The 19,318-nt window shown below is 35.0% G+C and carries 17 protein-coding genes; 6 read left to right on the top strand and 11 right to left on the bottom strand.

Annotated elements, in window-relative coordinates:
- Positions 1-2 precede the first annotated feature (2 nt).
- Both GUB10_RS00540 and GUB10_RS00535 read left to right on the top strand, forming a co-directional pair.
- On the top strand, positions 3-1,091 hold the full coding sequence (locus tag GUB10_RS00540) for an AI-2E family transporter (RefSeq protein ID WP_193709497.1): 1,089 nt from the start codon (positions 3-5) through the stop codon (positions 1,089-1,091).
- 10 nt (positions 1,092-1,101) lie between these two features.
- Positions 1,102-2,280: a class I SAM-dependent methyltransferase gene (locus tag GUB10_RS00535; protein ID WP_193709496.1), complete on the top strand. Its 1,179-nt coding sequence runs from the start codon at positions 1,102-1,104 to the stop codon at positions 2,278-2,280.
- On the opposite strand, the gene GUB10_RS00530 is transcribed toward GUB10_RS00535, so the two are convergent.
- The 4 genes from GUB10_RS00530 to GUB10_RS00515 form a co-directional block, all read right to left on the bottom strand.
- Complete coding sequence (locus GUB10_RS00530; RefSeq protein WP_193709495.1) at positions 2,277-2,672, bottom strand: acyl-CoA thioesterase; 396 nt, start codon at positions 2,670-2,672, stop codon at positions 2,277-2,279. The genes GUB10_RS00535 and GUB10_RS00530 overlap by 4 nt on opposite strands.
- 126 nt (positions 2,673-2,798) lie before the next feature.
- Positions 2,799-3,212 carry an NUDIX hydrolase gene (locus GUB10_RS00525; protein WP_193709494.1) on the bottom strand — a complete coding sequence of 138 codons (414 nt, stop codon included), beginning with the start codon at positions 3,210-3,212 and terminating at the stop codon, positions 2,799-2,801.
- Position 3,213: 1 nt separating this feature from the next.
- The gene (locus GUB10_RS00520) at positions 3,214-4,089 is read right to left on the bottom strand and encodes a DUF72 domain-containing protein (RefSeq protein ID WP_193709493.1); all 876 of its coding nucleotides are present in this window, start codon (positions 4,087-4,089) and stop codon (positions 3,214-3,216) included.
- A 7-nt stretch (positions 4,090-4,096) separates the two neighbouring features.
- Positions 4,097-5,455: an NAD-dependent succinate-semialdehyde dehydrogenase gene (locus GUB10_RS00515; protein WP_193709492.1), complete on the bottom strand. Its 1,359-nt coding sequence runs from the start codon at positions 5,453-5,455 to the stop codon at positions 4,097-4,099.
- Positions 5,456-5,644: 189 nt separating this feature from the next.
- On the opposite strand from GUB10_RS00515, the gene GUB10_RS00510 reads away from it, so the two are divergent.
- The gene (locus tag GUB10_RS00510; RefSeq protein ID WP_193709491.1) at positions 5,645-6,049 is read left to right on the top strand and encodes a glyoxalase; all 405 of its coding nucleotides are present in this window, start codon (positions 5,645-5,647) and stop codon (positions 6,047-6,049) included.
- On the opposite strand, the gene GUB10_RS00505 is transcribed toward GUB10_RS00510, so the two are convergent.
- Both GUB10_RS00505 and GUB10_RS00500 read right to left on the bottom strand, forming a co-directional pair.
- Complete coding sequence (locus GUB10_RS00505) at positions 6,029-6,757, bottom strand: DUF3307 domain-containing protein (protein ID WP_193709490.1); 729 nt, start codon at positions 6,755-6,757, stop codon at positions 6,029-6,031. The two genes, GUB10_RS00510 and GUB10_RS00505, sit on opposite strands and share 21 nt — an antisense overlap.
- 2 nt (positions 6,758-6,759) lie before the next feature.
- The gene (locus tag GUB10_RS00500; RefSeq protein WP_193709489.1) at positions 6,760-7,413 is read right to left on the bottom strand and encodes a hypothetical protein; all 654 of its coding nucleotides are present in this window, start codon (positions 7,411-7,413) and stop codon (positions 6,760-6,762) included.
- Positions 7,414-7,604: 191 nt separating this feature from the next.
- Between GUB10_RS00500 and GUB10_RS00495 the strand changes: the two genes are divergently transcribed.
- Positions 7,605-8,054 carry a transcription elongation factor gene (locus GUB10_RS00495; protein ID WP_193709488.1) on the top strand — a complete coding sequence of 150 codons (450 nt, stop codon included), beginning with the start codon at positions 7,605-7,607 and terminating at the stop codon, positions 8,052-8,054.
- Between the two features lie 4 nt (positions 8,055-8,058).
- Here GUB10_RS00495 and GUB10_RS00490 read toward each other — a convergent pair whose 3' ends face one another.
- Positions 8,059-10,104 (bottom strand): HD family phosphohydrolase, encoded by a 2,046-nt coding sequence (locus tag GUB10_RS00490; RefSeq protein WP_193709487.1) that lies wholly within the window; start codon positions 10,102-10,104, stop codon positions 8,059-8,061.
- 115 nt (positions 10,105-10,219) lie between these two features.
- Between GUB10_RS00490 and GUB10_RS00485 the strand changes: the two genes are divergently transcribed.
- Positions 10,220-11,401 (top strand): acetyl-CoA C-acyltransferase, encoded by a 1,182-nt coding sequence (locus GUB10_RS00485; protein WP_193709780.1) that lies wholly within the window; start codon positions 10,220-10,222, stop codon positions 11,399-11,401.
- A gap of 18 nt (positions 11,402-11,419) precedes the next feature.
- Positions 11,420-12,169 carry a C40 family peptidase gene (locus GUB10_RS00480; RefSeq protein ID WP_193709486.1) on the top strand — a complete coding sequence of 250 codons (750 nt, stop codon included), beginning with the start codon at positions 11,420-11,422 and terminating at the stop codon, positions 12,167-12,169.
- A gap of 3 nt (positions 12,170-12,172) precedes the next feature.
- Here the strand turns inward: GUB10_RS00480 and GUB10_RS00475 are convergent, their stop codons facing one another.
- From GUB10_RS00475 to GUB10_RS00460, 4 genes are read right to left on the bottom strand one after another with little or no spacing between them, the layout of a single operon-like run.
- Positions 12,173-13,429 carry a phenylacetate--CoA ligase family protein gene (locus GUB10_RS00475; RefSeq protein ID WP_193709485.1) on the bottom strand — a complete coding sequence of 419 codons (1,257 nt, stop codon included), beginning with the start codon at positions 13,427-13,429 and terminating at the stop codon, positions 12,173-12,175.
- Positions 13,430-15,100, bottom strand: coding sequence for a C45 family autoproteolytic acyltransferase/hydolase (locus GUB10_RS00470; RefSeq protein ID WP_370591065.1), 1,671 nt, complete (start codon positions 15,098-15,100; stop codon positions 13,430-13,432).
- Positions 15,101-18,076 carry an MMPL family transporter gene (locus GUB10_RS00465; RefSeq protein WP_193709484.1) on the bottom strand — a complete coding sequence of 992 codons (2,976 nt, stop codon included), beginning with the start codon at positions 18,074-18,076 and terminating at the stop codon, positions 15,101-15,103.
- Positions 18,077-19,276, bottom strand: a complete 1,200-nt coding sequence (locus tag GUB10_RS00460; protein WP_193709483.1) for a DUF2062 domain-containing protein — start codon at positions 19,274-19,276, stop codon at positions 18,077-18,079. It lies immediately after the preceding gene.
- Positions 19,277-19,318 lie beyond the last annotated feature (42 nt).

Raw genomic sequence — 19,318 nt, 5'->3', positions numbered from 1 at the left:
ACGTGAATTCAAAATCAATTACATTAGGAATTTTAAGGGCTGCGGGAATAATGGTTGGCATTATTCTTTTACTCTATTTTTTATATGAAATCCAATCGGTGCTGGTGTACATTGCCATCGCAGCGGTAATTTCGCTGGTAGGTCGCCCGGTGGTTATTTTTTTAAAACAGCGCCTAAAAATTCCAAACCGACTTTCAGTGGTTCTGGTGCTTATTCTAGTGCTCGCTATTTTTGCCGGTATCATACTCGTTTTTGTACCCATTGTTATTGAGCAAAGTCAGTATTTAAGTCGTATAGACATGGAAGCTTTTAGAAGCGACCTTAACGAGCTTAACAACCAGGTAAACAATTATTTGGGCGTAGAAGAAATTAACTTAGTGGAAGGCCTTAAACAAAGTGAATTTATTAGGAACTTTGATATTAGTGCCGTTCCACGGCTTTTAAACAATGTTTTTAGCATTTTGGGGGCAACTTTAATCGCGTTGTTCTCTATACTTTTTATCTCCTTCTTTCTGCTTAAAGACAGTAAGTTAATGCTAAATAGTATACTGGTTTTTGCTAACCGCGGAGATGAGCAAAAATTTCAGCGTGTCTTCAATAAAATTAAAATCCTATTATCCAGATATTTTGTAGGACTAACATTGCAGATTACGGTTTTATTCGTACTCTACGCTATTCTGCTTAGTGTTTTTGAAATCAACAATCCCATAGCGATCGCTTTTATTTGTGCCTTTCTTAACCTGGTTCCCTATTTAGGGCCGCTGTTTGCCGGGATTTTAATGGCTCTTTTTGTAATTTCAAGTAACCTGGGCGCAGATTTTCAATTAATTATTTTACCAAAATTGGGGTATATTATGTTAGGCTATGCTATTTGCCAGCTTATAGATAATATGATCTCACAGCCAATGATTTTTGGTGCCAGCGTAAAATCGCATCCATTAGAAATTTTTCTTATTATTTTAATAGCCGGAATTATATTTGGAATTGCCGGAATGGTAGTGGCCGTTCCTTTTTATACAGCTTTAAAAGTAATTGCTAAAGAATCTTTAAGTGAGTACAAGATCGTAAAACGACTTACTCGCGACCTTTAAACCTTTTCTTTTGAATAGAGCTTTACTAGATCCCGAAGTACAGAAGTTTTTAAGGGAAAACCTAAAAAAAACACCGGCGGAATTAGCGCTACGTAAAAGCCCTTTTCCACAAATTTCTTCTTCGGAATTGGCGCAACAACTAACAGGATTACAAAAAGCAAAGAAAAAACTGCCCAACTGGTTTAAGGAAACCAATATATTTTATCCTCCAAAGGTAAATATAGAGCAAACTTCTTCTGAAATAACTGCAAACTATAAAGCTTCGCTTTTAAATGGTGAGTGTTTAATAGATTTAACCGGCGGACTGGGAATAGACGATTTTTATTTTGCCAAAAACTTTAAAGAAGTATTTCATTGTGAAATAAACCCACAATTATCAGAAATTGCCATACACAACCTGAAACATTTGGGCTGTAAAAATATTCACTTTATAAACCAAAATAGTATAGATTTTCTTCAGAGGAGTAATTTAAAATTCGATGGTATCTATGCAGATTCTTCCCGGCGGGATAACCACGGCGGCAAGGTGTTTAAACTAGCAGATTGTTTGCCCAACATTCCAGAGAACCTCGATTTACTCTTTAGTAAATCAGACGTAATTCTTATTAAAACCTCCCCACTACTCGATTTACAAGCAGGTATTTCAGAATTAAAATTTGTAAAAGAAATTCATATTATAGCCGTAGATAATGAAGTGAAAGAATTATTATGGCTTTTAACGAAAGAGACAACTTCTTCGCCGAAAATAAAAACATTGAATTTCACAAAAAACAAAACAGAAGAATTTACCGGAACTTTTAATAGTACTAAAATTGGAATTAGTTACTCACAACCACAAAGCTTTCTCTATGAACCTAATGCGGCCATAATGAAAAGCGGTTTATTTGAAGAGCTTGCTGTAAAAACCCATATTTCAAAACTTCATCCCAATTCACATTTATATACTTCAGATAGGCAAATTAATTTTCCTGGAAGAAAATTTAAAATACTTGATTTACAGATATATAAACCATCTTCGCTAAAGAAAAAATTTAAGGATTATCAGGCCAATATTAGTCTTAGAAATTTCCCAGAAAGCGTGGCTTTACTTAGAAAAAAATTTAAAATAAAAGATGGCGGTAAAAATTATGTATTTTTCACCACCAACATAAATAACGACAAAATCGTACTGTTTTGTGAGAAGATTTAAGCTCTATCCTGAAGCCTGTCTTTCACAAATTCTACCTTAGTTTTGCCGTGAGGTGTTGGTTTACCGTCTTCATCTAAAGTAACCATAATTACCTTGTCTATAGTAATTATTGTAGAACGGGTCATTTTGTTTCTAACCTCACATTTTAATGTTAAAGAAGAAGTTCCAAATTTTAGTACTTCTATTCCTATTTCTACAATGTCGCCCTGTCTAGCTGAATTCTGAAAATTAATTTCACTCATATACTTGGTAACACATTTAGAGTTTTCTAATTGAATAATACTATATAGAGCGCATTCTTCATCTATCCATGCTAATAGTTTACCTCCAAACAAAGTACCGTTTGGGTTTAAATCTTCTGGTTTAATCCATTTTCTAGTATGAAATCTCATTTTTTTCTTTTAAAAATAGCTATTAAAAATGAGCCGGTAAAAGCTTTTTAAAGTTTTACCGGCTTCCTAATATGTACCTTGTATTTTATTGTTTTTACAAAAAATAAGGCTATAAAATTAAAAAAACTATAAGTAGTTTTTGGCGGCTTCAATAATTTCAGCGTGATCAAATGCAAGCTGAGGCAAATGATCTATATTTACCCAGGAGGCTTCTGCAGCATCATCACCGGCCTTAAGTTTTGCTTCCTCAAAAATCCTGCTCACAAAAGCTATAGAAATAGTTCTACCCCTGGGATCGCGGCCCGGCTTTCCAAAAGCTCTCACCTGCTCCATAGTGTTCACAATCACTCCTGTTTCTTCCTTCAGTTCTCGTTTTGCTGCTGTAATCAAATCTTCATTTTCATCAATAAATCCTCCAGGTAATGCCCACCGGCCCTCAAAAGGATCGTTTCTTCTTTTTATGAGTAAAACCTTAAACTTATTATTGGCGTTACAAAAAACTACGCTATCTACGGTTACTGCTACTTCTTGCTGTTTCATTTTATTTTAAAGTGTTAGGTATTTGTATATCTGTTTTAAATCTTTTATTGAATTTCTCTATAAAATATGCTGAAAGTAATGGGGAAGCTTCTTCTACATTTTGATGCACAAAAAAGTAAACATTTTGCAAGCCCTCTTTTTGCCACTCTTCCAACTTAACCACCCAATCGTCTAATCTGGTATAATCTGAGCCATGATTAGCTCCGTTGTATCTAATAAAGGCTGTAGTATTGCTTAACCGCATGTGAATAAGATCCCGCCTTCCCGCGGTATCTGTAATAATATGTGCTATATCCCGTGATTTTAGCACATCATAAAATTCGTTAGCAACTGTCTCATCTGCATACCAATTTTCGTGTCTAACTTCAGCGGAAAGAGGAATTTCTTTTGGCCAATAAGCGAAAAAACTATCCAGTCTTTCTATAAACTTTGGTGAAAAATTTTCTGGCATTTGCAAGAAAACCATTCCTAATTTCTCCTTCAACTGAAGTAGGTTTTTTATAAAATCGTCTGTTAGTTCCCTGGTTTCATTTAATCGCTTTAAATGACTAATAAGCCTGGGTACTTTTGGAAAGAATTTAAAATCATCTTCAGCCTTTTCATACCATTTTTTAAATTGCTCCTCCGGGTACATTCTATAAAAAGAACCATTGAATTCTATACTATTAAACTGGGAAGAGTAATACATTAACTCATCTTTGGTACCCCTGGGATAGAAATTTTTGAGATCTTTTCTATTCCATTTAGCACAACCAATTCTTACATCTTTAAAACCTTCTTTGTCTCCTTCTTTGTTTAATGTTTGAATGGTATCTACATGGGTTTCGGGTAAATTAAAGTCTATATCCTCGGGGTTTTCTACTTTTCCAAATTTCATGCTAACACTAATATTTATTAAAATAAACGGTTTTTCTATTGATAAATTCTTTGATTCCGTGATGTGATAACTCTCTTCCATAGCCGGAAATTTTAGTACCTCCAAAGGGAAGTCTGGGATCACTTTTAACCAACTCGTTCACGAAAACGGCCCCATCTTCAAATTTGGGGACCATTTTAATGGCAAAGTTTTCATCTTCAGTAAAAATTGAAACTCCCAATCCAAAATTCGAAGAATTAACAAGCTCTATTGCTTCCTCATCATTCTTAAATTCGGTTATCGAAATTACCGGGCCAAAGGTTTCTTCATCAAAAACCGGCATACCTTTCTTTACTTCGGTTAAAATAGTAGGTTCGAAATAAGCTCCATCACGTTTTCCTCCTAAAATGATTTTTGCCCCCTTTTTTACAGAATCTTTTACCTGGTCTTCCAGGTCTTCTGCCAGGGTTTCTTTAGCCATTACCCCTATAAAAGTTTCTTTATCCATCGGATCGCCACTTTTCAACTCGCGCACCTGTTTGGTAAATTCATCAAGAAATTCTTCGGCGATATCTTTATGCAACAATAAACGTTTTCCGGCAATACAACTCTGACCTGTATTTTGAAAACGAGCTTGTACACAGGTTTTAACACTTTTAGTTATATTGGCATCTTTAAATATCACCAGCGCATTACTACCCCCGAGTTCCAAAACCGATTTTTTGATTTCTTCTCCGGCAATAGATGCTACACTACTTCCGGCAGGACCACTTCCGGTTAAGGTTACAGCCTTTACTCTTTTATTACGAATTATATTTTCAACTTTTTTACTGCCCACTATAAGATTTTGAAAGCAATCTTTCGGAAAACCTGCTTTTTCAAATACTTTTTGAATATTTCCAGCAGAGATCATTACATTACTGGCATGTTTTAAAATGGCCACATTTCCGGCCATTAGCGCCGGTGCCGCAAATCTAAATACCTGCCAAAATGGATAATTCCAGGGCATCACTGCCAGGACAACACCTAATGGTTCATGAGAAACATATGATTTTTTAGCATCGGTTTTTATTGTTTCGTCTTTTAATTGTGTGGCCGCATTTTCGGCATAATATTCACAAACCCATGCGCACTTCTCTATTTCGGCAATAGCCTGGGTAATAGGTTTCCCCATTTCTTTTGTAATAGCTTCGGCATATTCCTGGGAATTGTCCTTAAGTTCTTTTGCTGCTTTCATCATTAAATTACTGCGCTCTGCAAAAGAAGTCTGTTTCCAGAGATGAAATCTGGTATGTGCGTTTTGTATACAATTTTCAATTTCGGTATCACTTAATTCTTGATGTTTCGAAATTTCTTCACCTGTGTAGGGGTTTCTTGAAATTATCATTTTATAATTAAAGATTTTTAAAACTTGGTTGATTAAGGCTTTCTTTTAAATATAAAAATAAGAATAGGCTTAGACAGGCCGATTAAGACGATTTTAACGTGTACAATGTTTATAAGTAGTTTACAAGTAAATAAAGGGGCCTGACTTTTGAGATTTAAAGTTTATTAAATTTAAGAAAACTTAGTTCTTATGATACCACGTGACCTTCAATTAGTAGCACTTAGGCCAGAAATTCCTTCGGCCAGAGTTTCAGAAAACATGAGTCTAGACGAGCAATTTCAGAATAAAACTTTACGACCTGTTATTAAACTTCAAAATGACTTGTTGTTGGAAGTTTTTAGAAATTATATAAAAAAGCATAAGAATAAATTTTATGAACTAAAACTGGAGCAACGTTTTATTTATATTGAAAACGCCATACAAAAGGATATAAAATTTAGGAATAGCTTGAAAGGTATTATTATTGGGCAATTTACTTTAGAGGAATATGCTACTTATATAAAAAACTCTTCTGCCTTAAACAAACGAATGATGAATATTGTAAAAGAGCGCATACAAAGCAACATTCAGCTTTTAGAAGAAGTAGCGTACTAGCAGTCCTATAATTATGGTAATTGCAAAACTCATTAAAGTACCTATAAGCACATATTCGGTTTGTTTTCTCGCGCTCGCATCTGTTTTATCGCTAAAGCGTAAGATAGATTTTGCTGCAATAAGAAAACCTATCGCTGAAAAATTTTGAGTTAAAATAAAGGTAAGCACTAATATCCTTTCAAAAATACCTATGTACCTTCCTGCAGCCTCCAGACTATGATTTTTGCTATTAGGTTCAAGTTCAATATGCCAGCGGCGGGTAGCTTTGCCTATTAAAAAACCTGTAGGAAATACAACCAGTAAATATGAGATAATAATCACTAAAAACTGTTGTGAAGAAAATAACTTCGCGATAAAAGGAATTAATTCTGAATAACCTCCAACAAGGTAGAGCCAAACTAATATTATGATTAAAATATGCCATAATTGATCTAAAAGAAACAGTTTTAATGTATCTTTTTTGTGTTGAAGTTTCCACAAGTCGATAAAGAAATGAGTTAAGCTAATTACAATAGGTATATACCATAACTCCCATTTTTGAAGCAATACATAGGTTAGGAAACCGGCTAAAAACGAATGAAAATATAAAAACCAGGAACTTGCTTTTTTATCTCGCTTTTGCTTTACGAGGCTAGTGGGCTGCAAAACAAAATCGGTTAAAATATGCGCCAAAAGCAATTGCAGTAAGATTAATGTAGTTTCTTCCATAATTAAAAACTATGTGCGGTTACAGTCTCAAAACGTTTTAATAAGGCCGAAATTGCTTCCCAACCACAAGCCTTTTTACGCTGGTTTACGGCCGGCTGGCTAATCTTAAGCACAGTAGCTATCTCTGTTTCTTTTAGTCCTTTTAAAAGAAAATAAACCACTTCAGCCGAAGCCTGGCTCCATTTTTCCATTATCATATCCAACAAGAACAAACTTGCTTCAAACTCGGCATTTAAGTTTTCAAGAGGTGTTTTTAATCTAATTCTCCTGGAATCGTTTTTCATGGCATCTAAGGTTCTTCCCGATAGCTGAAAAGCCTGCCCATTAGAAGCTGCTATAGAATCACCTTTGTACTCAAAATTGCCAATACCAATGGCTATTTTTACATCGGCCAAAATATTTGTAGAATTTTGATTTTTAAACTTTACTTTATTTATAAGGCTTTTTATTCTTAAAGCTATCCTTAATGAGTCTTCGTACCTTAAAACCACACCCTGAAAGCTATCACCCCGATATATTTCAAAATCAATTTCATTTTGGCCATATTCCAGCTGTAGGTTTTCAAATTCTGACTTTAGACTTTTTAAGACTTCATCTAAAAAAGAATCTGAATAACTGGAAGAATCTACTAAATCGGCTGTAATTACGGCTACCATATTTCAAATATAATAAAAAATATTAGCCTACAAACTTATAATAACTTAATATAAGCCTTAAAACTTATAATACATGATTATAAGTCTAAATACTTATAAATTAATTTTGGTTGGATATTAAACTTTTGCTAAATGTTCTTTTAGCCTTTTTAGGTTATTTAATTTTAAAATAAATCAACAAAAAAAAAGATATGGTAAGTAATAAAAAAGAACTCTATTTTAACTGTTTGGATATTGTAAATAAGCAAATAGAAAGGTATCAAAAGGAAATGGATCTTATTAAAGAATCTATGGAAGCCAATGATGTTAAAACAGATTATGATGAAGATAATAAGGGGGAATTACTTAGCGACTTCGAAAAAAATGCCAGGCGTTTAAGTAATGCCAGGGAAATGAAAGAAAGTTTAAGCCGTATAGACCCCGAGCTTTACAGCGAGAAAATTAGTTTTGGTAGTGTTATTGAAACTAGCGGGAACTATTATTTTATTTCGGTTCCTATTGGTGAAATTTCTATGGAAGATGGGAGTAGTGTATATGCAATATCTACAGAAGCTCCAATCTACCAGGAAATGGAAGGTAAAAAACAAGGCGACACTTTTAAGTTTAACGGTAATGAAGTAAAAATTACCGCGGTAGGCTAATTGCCTATTCCGGATATTCTACCCTAAGGTGAAAAATATTCTTAAGCTTACGTTTAAGGATTTTTTTCACCACTTGTATTTCCTTAAAAGTTATATTGGCATTTAAGAATTGTTCTTCTTTCATTTGTTTACTGATAATCTTTTCCACAAAATTATCTATTACTCCGGCAGTTGGTTCCTTTAAACTTTTACTGGCGGCCTCTACACTATCACACATCATTAATATCGCGGTTTCCTTACTAAAAGGAATTGGCCCGGGATACCTAAAATCTTCTGCCACCGCATTTTCATTTTGTTCTTTCTCTTTCATATAAAAGAAGTAAACAGTAGTAGTGCCGTGGTGGGTTCTTATAAAATCTATTACCCGATCTGGAAGATTATGTTTTTTAGCTATCTCAATACCATTAATTACGTGGTCTGTAATAATTTGGGCACTCTCTTTAGGCGCCAATTCGTCATGCGAATTTACTGCCGAAGTTTGGTTCTCAGAAAAATAAGTGGGGTTTTTCATTTTGCCAATATCATGATAAAGCGCACCTACCCTTACTAACATAGCATTGGCGTTAATCTCATTGGCGGCGGCTTCAGCCAGGTTGGCCACATTCAAAGAGTGATGAAAAGTTCCGGGCGCTTTTTCTGAAAGCTCTTTTAATAATTTTGAATTGGTATCTGAAAGTTCTAATAAAGACATATCTGAGACCATTCCAAATATTTTTTCATAGATATAAATTAGCGGCTGTACAAATAGCGTGGCAAGACCTCCAAGTAAAAAAGTTAGTAAAACTTCTGCCTCTACATCGGCAATATTTCCTTCCTGTATAACCGTAAAAGCAAAATATGAAATAATATAAACCAGGGTAATTTGCCCAACCGATATAAAAAGATTTGCCCTTTTGTATAGTTCAGAAACAGTGAGAATAGTTACAATTCCCGCAATAATTTGCAAAAACATATATTCGTAACTATTAGGAACTATAAAACCAAGTAATAACACCGTAATCACATGAGTAAACATTCCTAAACGGGCGTCAAAAAAAGCTTTTAGAGTAAGCGGTAAAATACATAATGGCACTACATAAACATAATCTATATTAAAATTCACCACTATTGTGGTAAGCAATACCATAAAGAGAATATTGAAAAAGATAAATGTAACCTTCACATTATTCTCAAAAATATCCTGCCGATATTTTCTAATAAATAATAATAACATTAAGAGCGCCAGGGCCACTAAAACACTATAGCCAACTAGAATCCATTTGTAATTACTTTCACTCCAAACCTGCGATTCATATTCATTTTTAAGCGATCTTAAAATATTATATTTATTGCCTTCTACCACTTCTCCCCTTGCTATTACCCTGCTGCCCTGCTCGATATTACCACGGGTATAAGAAATATTATCTAGTTTACTTTGTAATTCTTTTTGAGTAAATTCACTATCAAAACTTACGTTAGGCTCTATTAAACTAAAAAACACCTCCAGTAATTCGTTCTCAAAATTTAAAAGGTTGGAGTCATTTATTTTGGTGTTTAAAAAACTGCGAACCTGATCTTGTTTAAGGATATTTTTATAGGGAATTTCAAATGCCTCATTCCCTTTTCTTAAATATACCAACTGGTTATCTTCTACCCGGTTATTAGTTTGCAACAAACCGTATTCATACACTTCTTCAAGCGTAGTTCTAACAAAATCTACAACTTGTATCTCCCTGTTATTTAGTAAGCTATCAGAGAACACCTCATAGACTACTTCAGGTGTTTTTACTGTAGCTTCTTTGGGAATTTTCTGATTAAATTGAAAATATGGTGTGTGGTTATTTCTTATTTGTTGTCTTTCCTGCTTAATCTCTTCTTCCGACTTTAAAATGGCAAAATCGAAAGGCGCGTAAAGATTTTCATACTGCCATGGCTTCCCTTTAGGGATTTCATATTTAAAATTTCCTCCTTTTGGAAGCAGGTAAACAATGAGCACTGCAGTAAGCGCAAATAAAAATACCTTGTAAAATAGTGCCTGGTTCTTATACAGGTTATTTACGAATTTCTTCATATAAATCGTGCTACTGCTCAAATGTACTAAAAAATAGCGGCCAAAGAAGCACTCTTGTTAAGTTCCTTATAAAATCACTAAATTCGCAAAAGAAGAAATAACTAAAACATAAATGATGAATAACGAAGTAGTAATTGTAAGCGCCGCAAGGACTCCCATAGGGAGTTTTTTGGGTAGCTTATCTACCGTAGAAGCTACCGATTTGGGGGCTGTTGCCATCAAAGGAGCTCTAAATAAAATTGATTTAAAACCAGAACTTGTACAGGAGGTTTTAATGGGAAATGTGGTGCAGGCCGGTGTTGGCCAGGCACCTGCAAGACAGGCAGCTTTAAAAGCCGGAATTCCAGATTCTGTTCCCTGTACTACTGTAAATAAGGTATGTGCCAGCGGAATGAAAGCCGTTATGCAGGGAGCACAATCTATTATGCTGGGACAAACTTCTATAGTGGTTGCCGGCGGTATGGAAAATATGAGTTTAATTCCACATTATTTATACCATAGAAAAGGACAAAAATTTGGTCCGGCAAAAATGGAAGATGGGATGCAAAAAGATGGCCTGGTAGATGCTTACGACCATAGTGCTATGGGAGTTTGTGCCGATCTTTGTGCTACCGAACACAATTTTTCCAGAGAAGATCAGGATGCTTTCGCTATTAAATCTTACGAGCGTTCTGCTAAAGCCTGGGCCGATGGGAAATTCGACAACGAAGTGGTACCGGTTGAAGTTCCGCAGCGAAAAGGAGATCCTTTAGTGATAAAAGAAGATGAAGAGTTCAAAAATGTGAGAATGGACAAAATAAGTTCACTTCGTCCTGCGTTTAGTAAAGATGGTACGGTAACTGCCGCAAATGCTTCTACCATTAATGATGGTGCGGGTGCTGTAGTTTTAATGAGCCGTGCAAAAGCAGAAGAGTTAGGTGTTGAAATTCTGGCCAGCATCAAAGGTTTTGCCGATGCAGCCCAGGAACCAAAATGGTTCACTACTGCACCTGCCAAGGCTTTGCCTCTAGCGCTTAAAAATGCCGGGGTTACTCAAAACGACATAGATTTCTTTGAGTTTAATGAAGCTTTTTCTGTGGTTGGCCTTGCCAATATGAAGATTTTAGGCATTAGTGACGAGATCACCAATGTACATGGTGGTGCCGTATCTTTAGGTCACCCATTGGGTTGCAGCGGAGTAAGAATTCTTATTACCTTATTAAATGTATTGCAGCATAATGATGCAAAATTAGGTGCAGCCGCAATTTGTAATGGCGGTGGCGGTGCATCTGCAATGGTAATAGAGCGAAACTCATAATTATATATTTTTTATTGAATGCAATACGGAATTTGCCCCTTAAGCATTGTACCACTTCGCGAAACCACATCCAATCAGAGCGAAATGGTCTCTCAGGTTCTTTATGGAGAACATTTTAAAATACTTGAAGAACGTGCTCAATGGAGCAGGATTCGTGTTGCATTCGATAATTTTGAGGCCTGGATCTCCAATAGTCAATTGCTTAAAATTCCTGAAGAAATTTACCTGCAATTACAACAGTCTACGCCCAAATATTCCTCTGATTTGTTTGATTTTTTAACCGATCAAAATGGACATCTTATCACAATTCCACTGGGAGCATCACTTAACGCTACAGGTTTATTAAGTCATGATTTTGAAGGAAATTTTATTAGCTGTAAAAATCCTAAAAATGAGATTGTAAAAACAGCCCTTTTGTATTTAAACAGCCCCTATGCCTGGGGAGGTAAATCGCCCCTGGGTATTGATTGCAGCGGACTTACACAAATGGTTTACAAGTTAAACGGCTACCAATTAAATAGAAATTCGGCCGATCAGGCTAAACAAGGCGAACCGCTTAGTTTTATTGAAGAAAGTGAAGCCGGGGATCTTGCTTTTTTTGATGATAAGGATGGAGTAATAGACCACGTGGGAATTATGATGAACGATAATTATATTATTCACGTAGACGGAAAAGTAAGAATTGATAGAATTGATCATTCCGGAATTTTTAATGCCGATTTAAAAAGACATACCCACCAACTTCGCGTTATCAAAAAGATTATTTAAAACTTAGCGATTGTCATAGAAAATTTTTGGCTTTCTGCTTTCTTTTGGAAACTTTAGCTTTTCAAGTTTTTCTACGGAAGTTCTTTCTAAAGGTATTTTTATTTTTAAGCCCGACTGTAAATGCTCCTGAAGCCTGTCAATCTCTACAAAGTCATTCGGGATTCTTATCAGGAGTTTATCATTTTGATTTTCATTTAAACTCGCTTCGATAACAAATATTTTTAGAGTTTCAAAAGCCGTAAGTAAATTGATTATTTGCTGTGGATAAAGCGTAGTTCCTTTCAGTTTTATCATTTGCTTTTTACGCCCAACAGGAGTGCTAATTCTCATTGACTTTCCCCCACAATCACAATTTTCTCTATAAAACTTCACCATATCTCCTGTTGCAAATCTCACTAACGGCATTGTTTGGGTTTGCAAAGGCGTTACCACTAATTCTCCAATTTCACCGGGTTTTACCGGATTTTGATTTTCATCTAAAACTTCAGTAAAAATTAAACTTGATAAACTATGATTAGCCTTATGTTGGTTACACTCGGTAAATGCAGTTGCCATTTCAGTGCTGGCATAGGTAGAAAATAATTCTATATCCCATAAATCTTTTATTTTTCGACCTAAAGAATTTAGACTAAAATCTGGATTTCGCAAAGGTTCGCCAATACATACAGCAGCTATAATTGAGGAATTTTTATAATCAATTCCGTTTTCAATAGCAAAATCGATCATTTTCAGCAGAAATGAAGGAACTGCAATAAGAAAATCAGGTTTAAACCTTTCTATAGATTCCCATTGCAAACCCGGCAGACCACTGCCGGTTCTTACAATCCCGGCACCCAGTTTTCGTAAACCCAAAAAGTAAGCCATCCCGGCCATAAACCTGCGGTCTAGAGTCGTAGTAAGTTGCACGACGCTAGATTTCGTGACTCCTACCATTTCAAAAGACAGGCGTTCGTTTTCGGCCAGCCGCTCTAAGTCGGCGTCGTTTAAAGCAAAACTAACCGGATTCCCCAGGGTACCCGAAGTAGTTACATAATCTATAATTTCATCTTTTTTAACCGCAATAAATTCGTCGTTATAATTCTGTAAATCCTCTTTGGTAGTAATTGGTATTTTTCTGAATTCCCGATAAGAATTAACCTGACCTATATCTATATTGTTTTTCTTAAATTGCGCTTTATAAAAAGGAGAATTTTTAGCAGTGTATTCTAACTGCTGTACTAGCAACTCCTTATTTTTATTTATATCGTAAAAATTGGTCATTTAGATTTTTCGATAAGATTTTTTAATCATTTTATCCAGATATTCTTCATCTGGTAAAGTAGTTACTTCCCTCCTTTTCGCCTGCTTGAAATTTATCACTGCTTTTTTATAGTCCTGTTGCTGAAAATAATAATCTCCGGAAATTTTATAGACCTCCCAAAAGTGAGGATTTAAGGATTTTAGGGTTTTGATTTTTGCCTCTGAAATCTCTTTTCCCTTAGAAATCGCATGCGTTAACTCCTGACTTAATTTTCGATATTTTTCATAGTCTTTATAAGCTTCTGAATTTAAAAATGGGTCTGCGCCAATGTTTTGTTCATTGAGCATTACACTTTTTGTAACATTTCCTTCTTCAAACTTTTTAAAGGCACTATCAAGATCGTATGCCACAAAAGTGCCCAACTGATAAGGATTTGCCGATACCCAAACCTTTTTTTCTTCAGGCTTAAAAATAATTCCGTGATGCGCTAATAATTGATTGATAGCTTTTTCGTTGCCAAAACCTAAGCTAACTCCATCCAACCCCTCTTTGTTTCGTAATATATCGGCGGCTTTTTGCGGATTTAATTTGTCTTTTTCAGCAAGCAGTTCCTGCATTTTATCAAACCGGTATTGCGAATGACTTTCAGTTTTGGCTTTTAAATTTCGGCTATCTTCAGCGTAGGCTTCACTTTGAAAATGATTACTACAAATTAACTTGTTTGAGTTTTCAACTTCATAAACACCTAATTTTCCCGGGGCTACTTCAATTAGAATTGCCTTCTGTTCTTTGGCACTTCCCACCATAATAGATTCAGATACGAATACCTCTCGTTTTTTGGCAATTGCAATGGCTTCTTCAGTAGAAGAGGCATATTGCAAAATTTCACGGGCAACCAGGCTAATTGGCGTTTTAGCCTGTAAAGGAATTTTACTTTTTCCAGCGTTAAGTGTAACACTTATTCCTTTTTCATTTAAACCACTTACCGAACCAATCATCCCGGCCCAGGTGTACATCATAAACCTATGTCCATTATCGGGGTTTACAAAGGCTGCAATTTTTTCTTCTGCAAACTCATCTCCCGCATAAAAATCGAAGTTCCTACCTAAGAGTAATTGGCCATCTTCGGTTTTATTATCCCAGGCGGCAAACGAGGTACAACCAACCAACATTAAATCCTGCAAGGCATGGCCAATATCGTGGGCACCATGAAAATAAAGCATTCTAATATAAGCCGGCGCAAAATCATCATATTTTTCCAGGCCAAATAACGAGGTCCCGTATATTTCCTGTTTGTATTCTTCCGGTACGTGCAAATACAATTTACGATTAAACCAGGCCACGGTTTTTTTAAGAAAATTTCGATACCCGGTATTGGGAACCAGCTCATAGATCTTTTCCATAAAAGCCGTTTCCTGTTTATGCATTAATTCCCTCGTTAAACTTCCACCAATCACACCACGTTCCAGGGCATCGCCTTCAATGTATAATTCCCAAATACCATGTTTATTCCTGTACAGTGAATTTTTCCCAATTTTATAATGAGTTTTACTGAGCTTTGTTCGCGTAGTATCTATGGTTTCAATTCCCAAAATATCGGGTCTATGTTCCATAGAGGGTTTTATTCCGCAGGAATTAAAAAGCAATAAAACTGCAATTAAAACCGATATTTTACTAAAAAATAAATTCACTTAAGACATTCTTTTTAAAATCAGGATATTATTTTGTCGGTAAATAATTTCAAAATTATGGTCTATTAGCCATCTGCTGTTATAATCAGAAGTTAAAATAATCACTTTTTCAGCATTTTTTTTAATAGCCTCCCTTAAGGTTTCAGCAATAATTGCTTCCGGATTTTTGGTAATTATAAATACTGAAATACCAGTAAATTGTGAAGGAATATTCTTCTGAAACTTTAAATTTTCACTGCTTGCGCTAAAGCTATTTTTTGAAATCTTTAAGTTTTCTTTATCTGAGTCAAAAACCTGAAAAAAAGTATGTTGGTTTTTTAGAAATAGAAACAAAGGTAACAAGCCTAAATAGGTGTTCTGCAAAAATACATGTTCACCGGGTTCTACAAATTCTGAAGTTATTAAAAAGCGTTCCCTTTGCTTTGAAAATTCATTTTTTGCATTTTTATACACCGATTTATAACGATAGTTTGCCAACAATTTCTGTTTAAAATATAGCCTTTCTTTAGAGGTATTTCTTTTAAAAAAGGCGCGAAAACCCAAAGCCGCACGGCCATTTTCCCTTCTTTTAAAGAGAAGGATTTGGAATAATTTTGTTTGGAATACAAAAGCTACAATCATAGCAGTTATAATGCCAATTACTGAAACTATAGAAACCGACTGTAGCGCAGGATGTTTAGCAAATATCAATGCGCCTATTCCCAATAAGGTGGTTAAAACCGATAGTAGAATGGATGCCTGATAGGTTGCTAATGCCTTTTTCCCGGTTTCGTATTCTTTAAGGCAGGCATTGGTTATAAAAATGCTATAATCCAAGCCCAGACCAAAAATAAAGGTAGAAATTATAATGTTGAGAACATTAAACTGAATTTCGAAAATCGCCATAAGTCCCAAAGCAATTACCCAGGTAACGGCAATGGGCAAAAGTGTTAGCAAGCTAAGCAACAGGCTACGATAAAAGAACAATAAAACAATAAAAACCGCAATTACCGAGAATAAGATCAGTCGGTTAAATTCATTTTTCAAATTCCCCAAAAAATCCTGGTTCATTTGTTTTCGGTCTATTGCTATTACATTGCCTTTTTTTTCTAATTGTTCCAATACCCCGGACTGCATTTCATTAAAACTAAGCGTACTGGTTACGGTAGAGAATCCGGGACTTCTATTTATAAAATCGTCTAAATAAAGTGTTTTTACATTGCGGTAATCATCGAGAAAAATTCCGCTAAAATCTTTATCCAGTTGCTCGTAAAACCTATTAAAGCTTTCTTGCTTAAAACCAAGTTTAGCCGATTCTTTTAGTAGGTTTTCTTTTAATTTTTCCTTTTTAGTTTTTGTCCAAAAATCCCGCCAGGTTTCAATTTTTTCGTTTTGGGATTGTGTAGAAAGCACTACCCCACCAATACTACTGAAGTTTTCTATCTTATTTGTATTTTTTAATAATTGTAGCTCTCTGTAGAGCTCGTTATTTTGTTCCAGGGCCTCTTCAATATCCTTTCCATAAGAAACCAAATAGGTAGTATTGGCTGCTTTTTTAGAGATATTTTTAATATTCTCTTCGACTTCTTTTATGTTTTTCGGCTCATAATTAAGCTGAGAAAGATCTTCATTAAACCTAACAGAATTAAAAAAGAAAAGTCCGCCTATAAATAAAAGCACTACCCCGGCCACAAAAAATTTTCGTTCATAAAATCTATATGAAGCAATTTTATCTAACCAATTAGATCTTATTTTCTTAGGATCTTTAGGTGCCCGGTAAAAATGTGGAATTAACAGAAGTGCAAAAACCGAAGCCGTTACAACACTTACAGCGGCAAAAATACCCAGATCGTTTAAAGCTTCACTCTTAAGAAAAAGGAGACATAAAAAAGCAATTGCCGTGGTAAAACTACTCATTAAGATAGGCTTTGCTACCTCTTTATAAAGTACTTTCACATTGGCATTATTCCTAAAATGCGTAAGAATATGAAGCGCATAATCCAGGCTTATTCCTAAAAGAATGGCACCAATTCCCAAAGAAATAGCTGAAACCGAAGACTTTGTTAAGTATAAAACACCTATAGCCAATAAAGCTCCTAAAACGCTTGGAATAAAGAGAAGTAACGGTACATAAAACTTTCTGTAAAACACAATTAGTAATAAAAAAAGGATACTAAAAGCAATACTTAATGTTATTTGAATATCCTTTTTAATTTGATTTGCATTGGCAATAGCGTATAAAACCCCACCAAAATATTGCGCATTTACTTTTGGATTTTTATTTAAGTTGGAGATTATTTTATCGAGTTCCTGAATAAAAATCTGGTTATTTTTAGTTTCGGAGGAGGGATATTTGGGAGTAATAAACAACAATAAATGTTGTTCATTTTTAGTAATCAAATAATTATTATAGATCTTAAAATTGGTATCTACCTGTAGTTCTCTAAGCTTTTCCAGCCCCAAATTGGTTATGGAAAGTGGATCTTTAAAGATAAAATTCTTGGTAACAAAGCCGGTTGGGGAAATAAGATTTTTATAGGATTTTTCCAGTCGGTCCTGGATACTATCTACCTCCAGCCTATTTTCTATTTCAGCATAATTTTTTTCATTTAAAAACAAAGGTAGGTTTTGGTATACAAAATCGTAGACCTCCAAAACCCCTGCTTCCGGTACTTTTCCCTGAATTTTGGTGAAATATCCCGGTATTTGGCTATGCAGGGAATCGGTTAATTGATTTGCATACCGGGTAAGTTCCTCCGGATCTTTTTCTTCTGAAGAAACAGCAATAATTAGTTTGTCTGAAAACTCGGTATGCTCTAATACTTCCCTAAGAACATCCTGCTTTTCGCCGGTGGGAATTAATTTAGTAACATCTTCTTCTAATGTAATTTTACTGGCAAAATAGCCATTGACACCTACAAAAAGTGCCAAAAGGAAAAAACCAACTGCTTTTTGCCTTCGAAAAAAATAATAAAGTTTAAGAAAGAAAGTGTGCATTTAAGGTTTTATAACCTGTTTTTGGTTCGTTACCGAAAATAAGAAATAAAACACAATCCACAGTAGTAAAGCTGCAATTCCCGCAAGGGCGAAGCTTCCTATTATATATTGCCAAAGGCCAAAGAATATATCGGATGTAGAATCAAAATTTTCAGGTTTTAATTGCCAGGCAAAACCACGTCCTGTAAGCAAAGAACCTGACTGATAACTTGCGTAAATTATAAAAGGAATAAGCGGCGGAATACTAATATTGCTAAAAAGAAAAGCAACTACTTTATTCAATTTAAACATAGCCGCTAAACTAAATACCAAAAGCGTATGTAGCCCCCAAAACGGTAAGATTCCTACAAAAACACCAAGTGCAATGGCTGCCGCCTTTTTATGGGCCGGCTCCTGACTTTTAATAATGTTTTCTTTCCAAAAACGTTTATAGCCTTTCTTTCTAAAATCCTGGTAAGTATCACGCGGATGTATATAAAAAAAACTCACCAACACAAACCAAATGTACAATATCGTTATCCTGGTAATGTCCCAAAACGGCCTAAAGTGTGTAACCCGGTTTTCTTCATAGAAAACTTTTATGGGCACGTTTCTTACTTTTACTTTTCTCCAGGCAGCCTTGACAATAATCTCTATTTCCAATTCAAATTTATTGGTATAAAGCTTTATATTATTTACCACCTTTAACGGATAAAGCCTGTAGCCACTTTGCGTATCGGTAAGTTGGGTACCGGTGACCACCAAAAACCAAAAATTAGAAAATTTATTGCCGGTAGTACTTTTTCCGGGAATTCCATCCTGTCCCATATTACGATCACCCACCAGTAAAATCTCTGTACCTTCTTTTTTTTCTTCTAATTGGGTAAGAAAAATGTCCAAATCATCTGGATAATGCTGTCCATCAGAATCTATGGTGATGGCATATTTATAACCTAGATCTTCAGCTACTTTGAATCCGTGTTTTAAAGCCTCGCCCTTTCCTTTATTTTCTTGAAAGTGATGGACATTAATTTCCTGAAAATCTTTAAGAATATCCCTCGTAGCATCTGTAGAACCATCATTAACCACCAAAATATTGGCGGTATATAGAAGTAAATCCTGTAGAACACCACCTAGAGTTTTCTCGTTATTGTAGGTAGGAATTAGAATACAGCAATTTAAAGCTTCAAATCTGGATTGATAAATAGGTGTTTGGTTCAAACTAAAGTGGCTTTTTTGCAAAAGTATAATTAAAAAGTAAAG

The organism is Salegentibacter sp. BLCTC (assembly GCF_015143665.1).
GTDB lineage: Bacteria > Bacteroidota > Bacteroidia > Flavobacteriales > Flavobacteriaceae > Salegentibacter > Salegentibacter maritimus.
The sequence above is the reverse complement of the archived record's forward strand: the minus strand, read 5'-3'. Positions and strand labels throughout refer to the sequence as shown.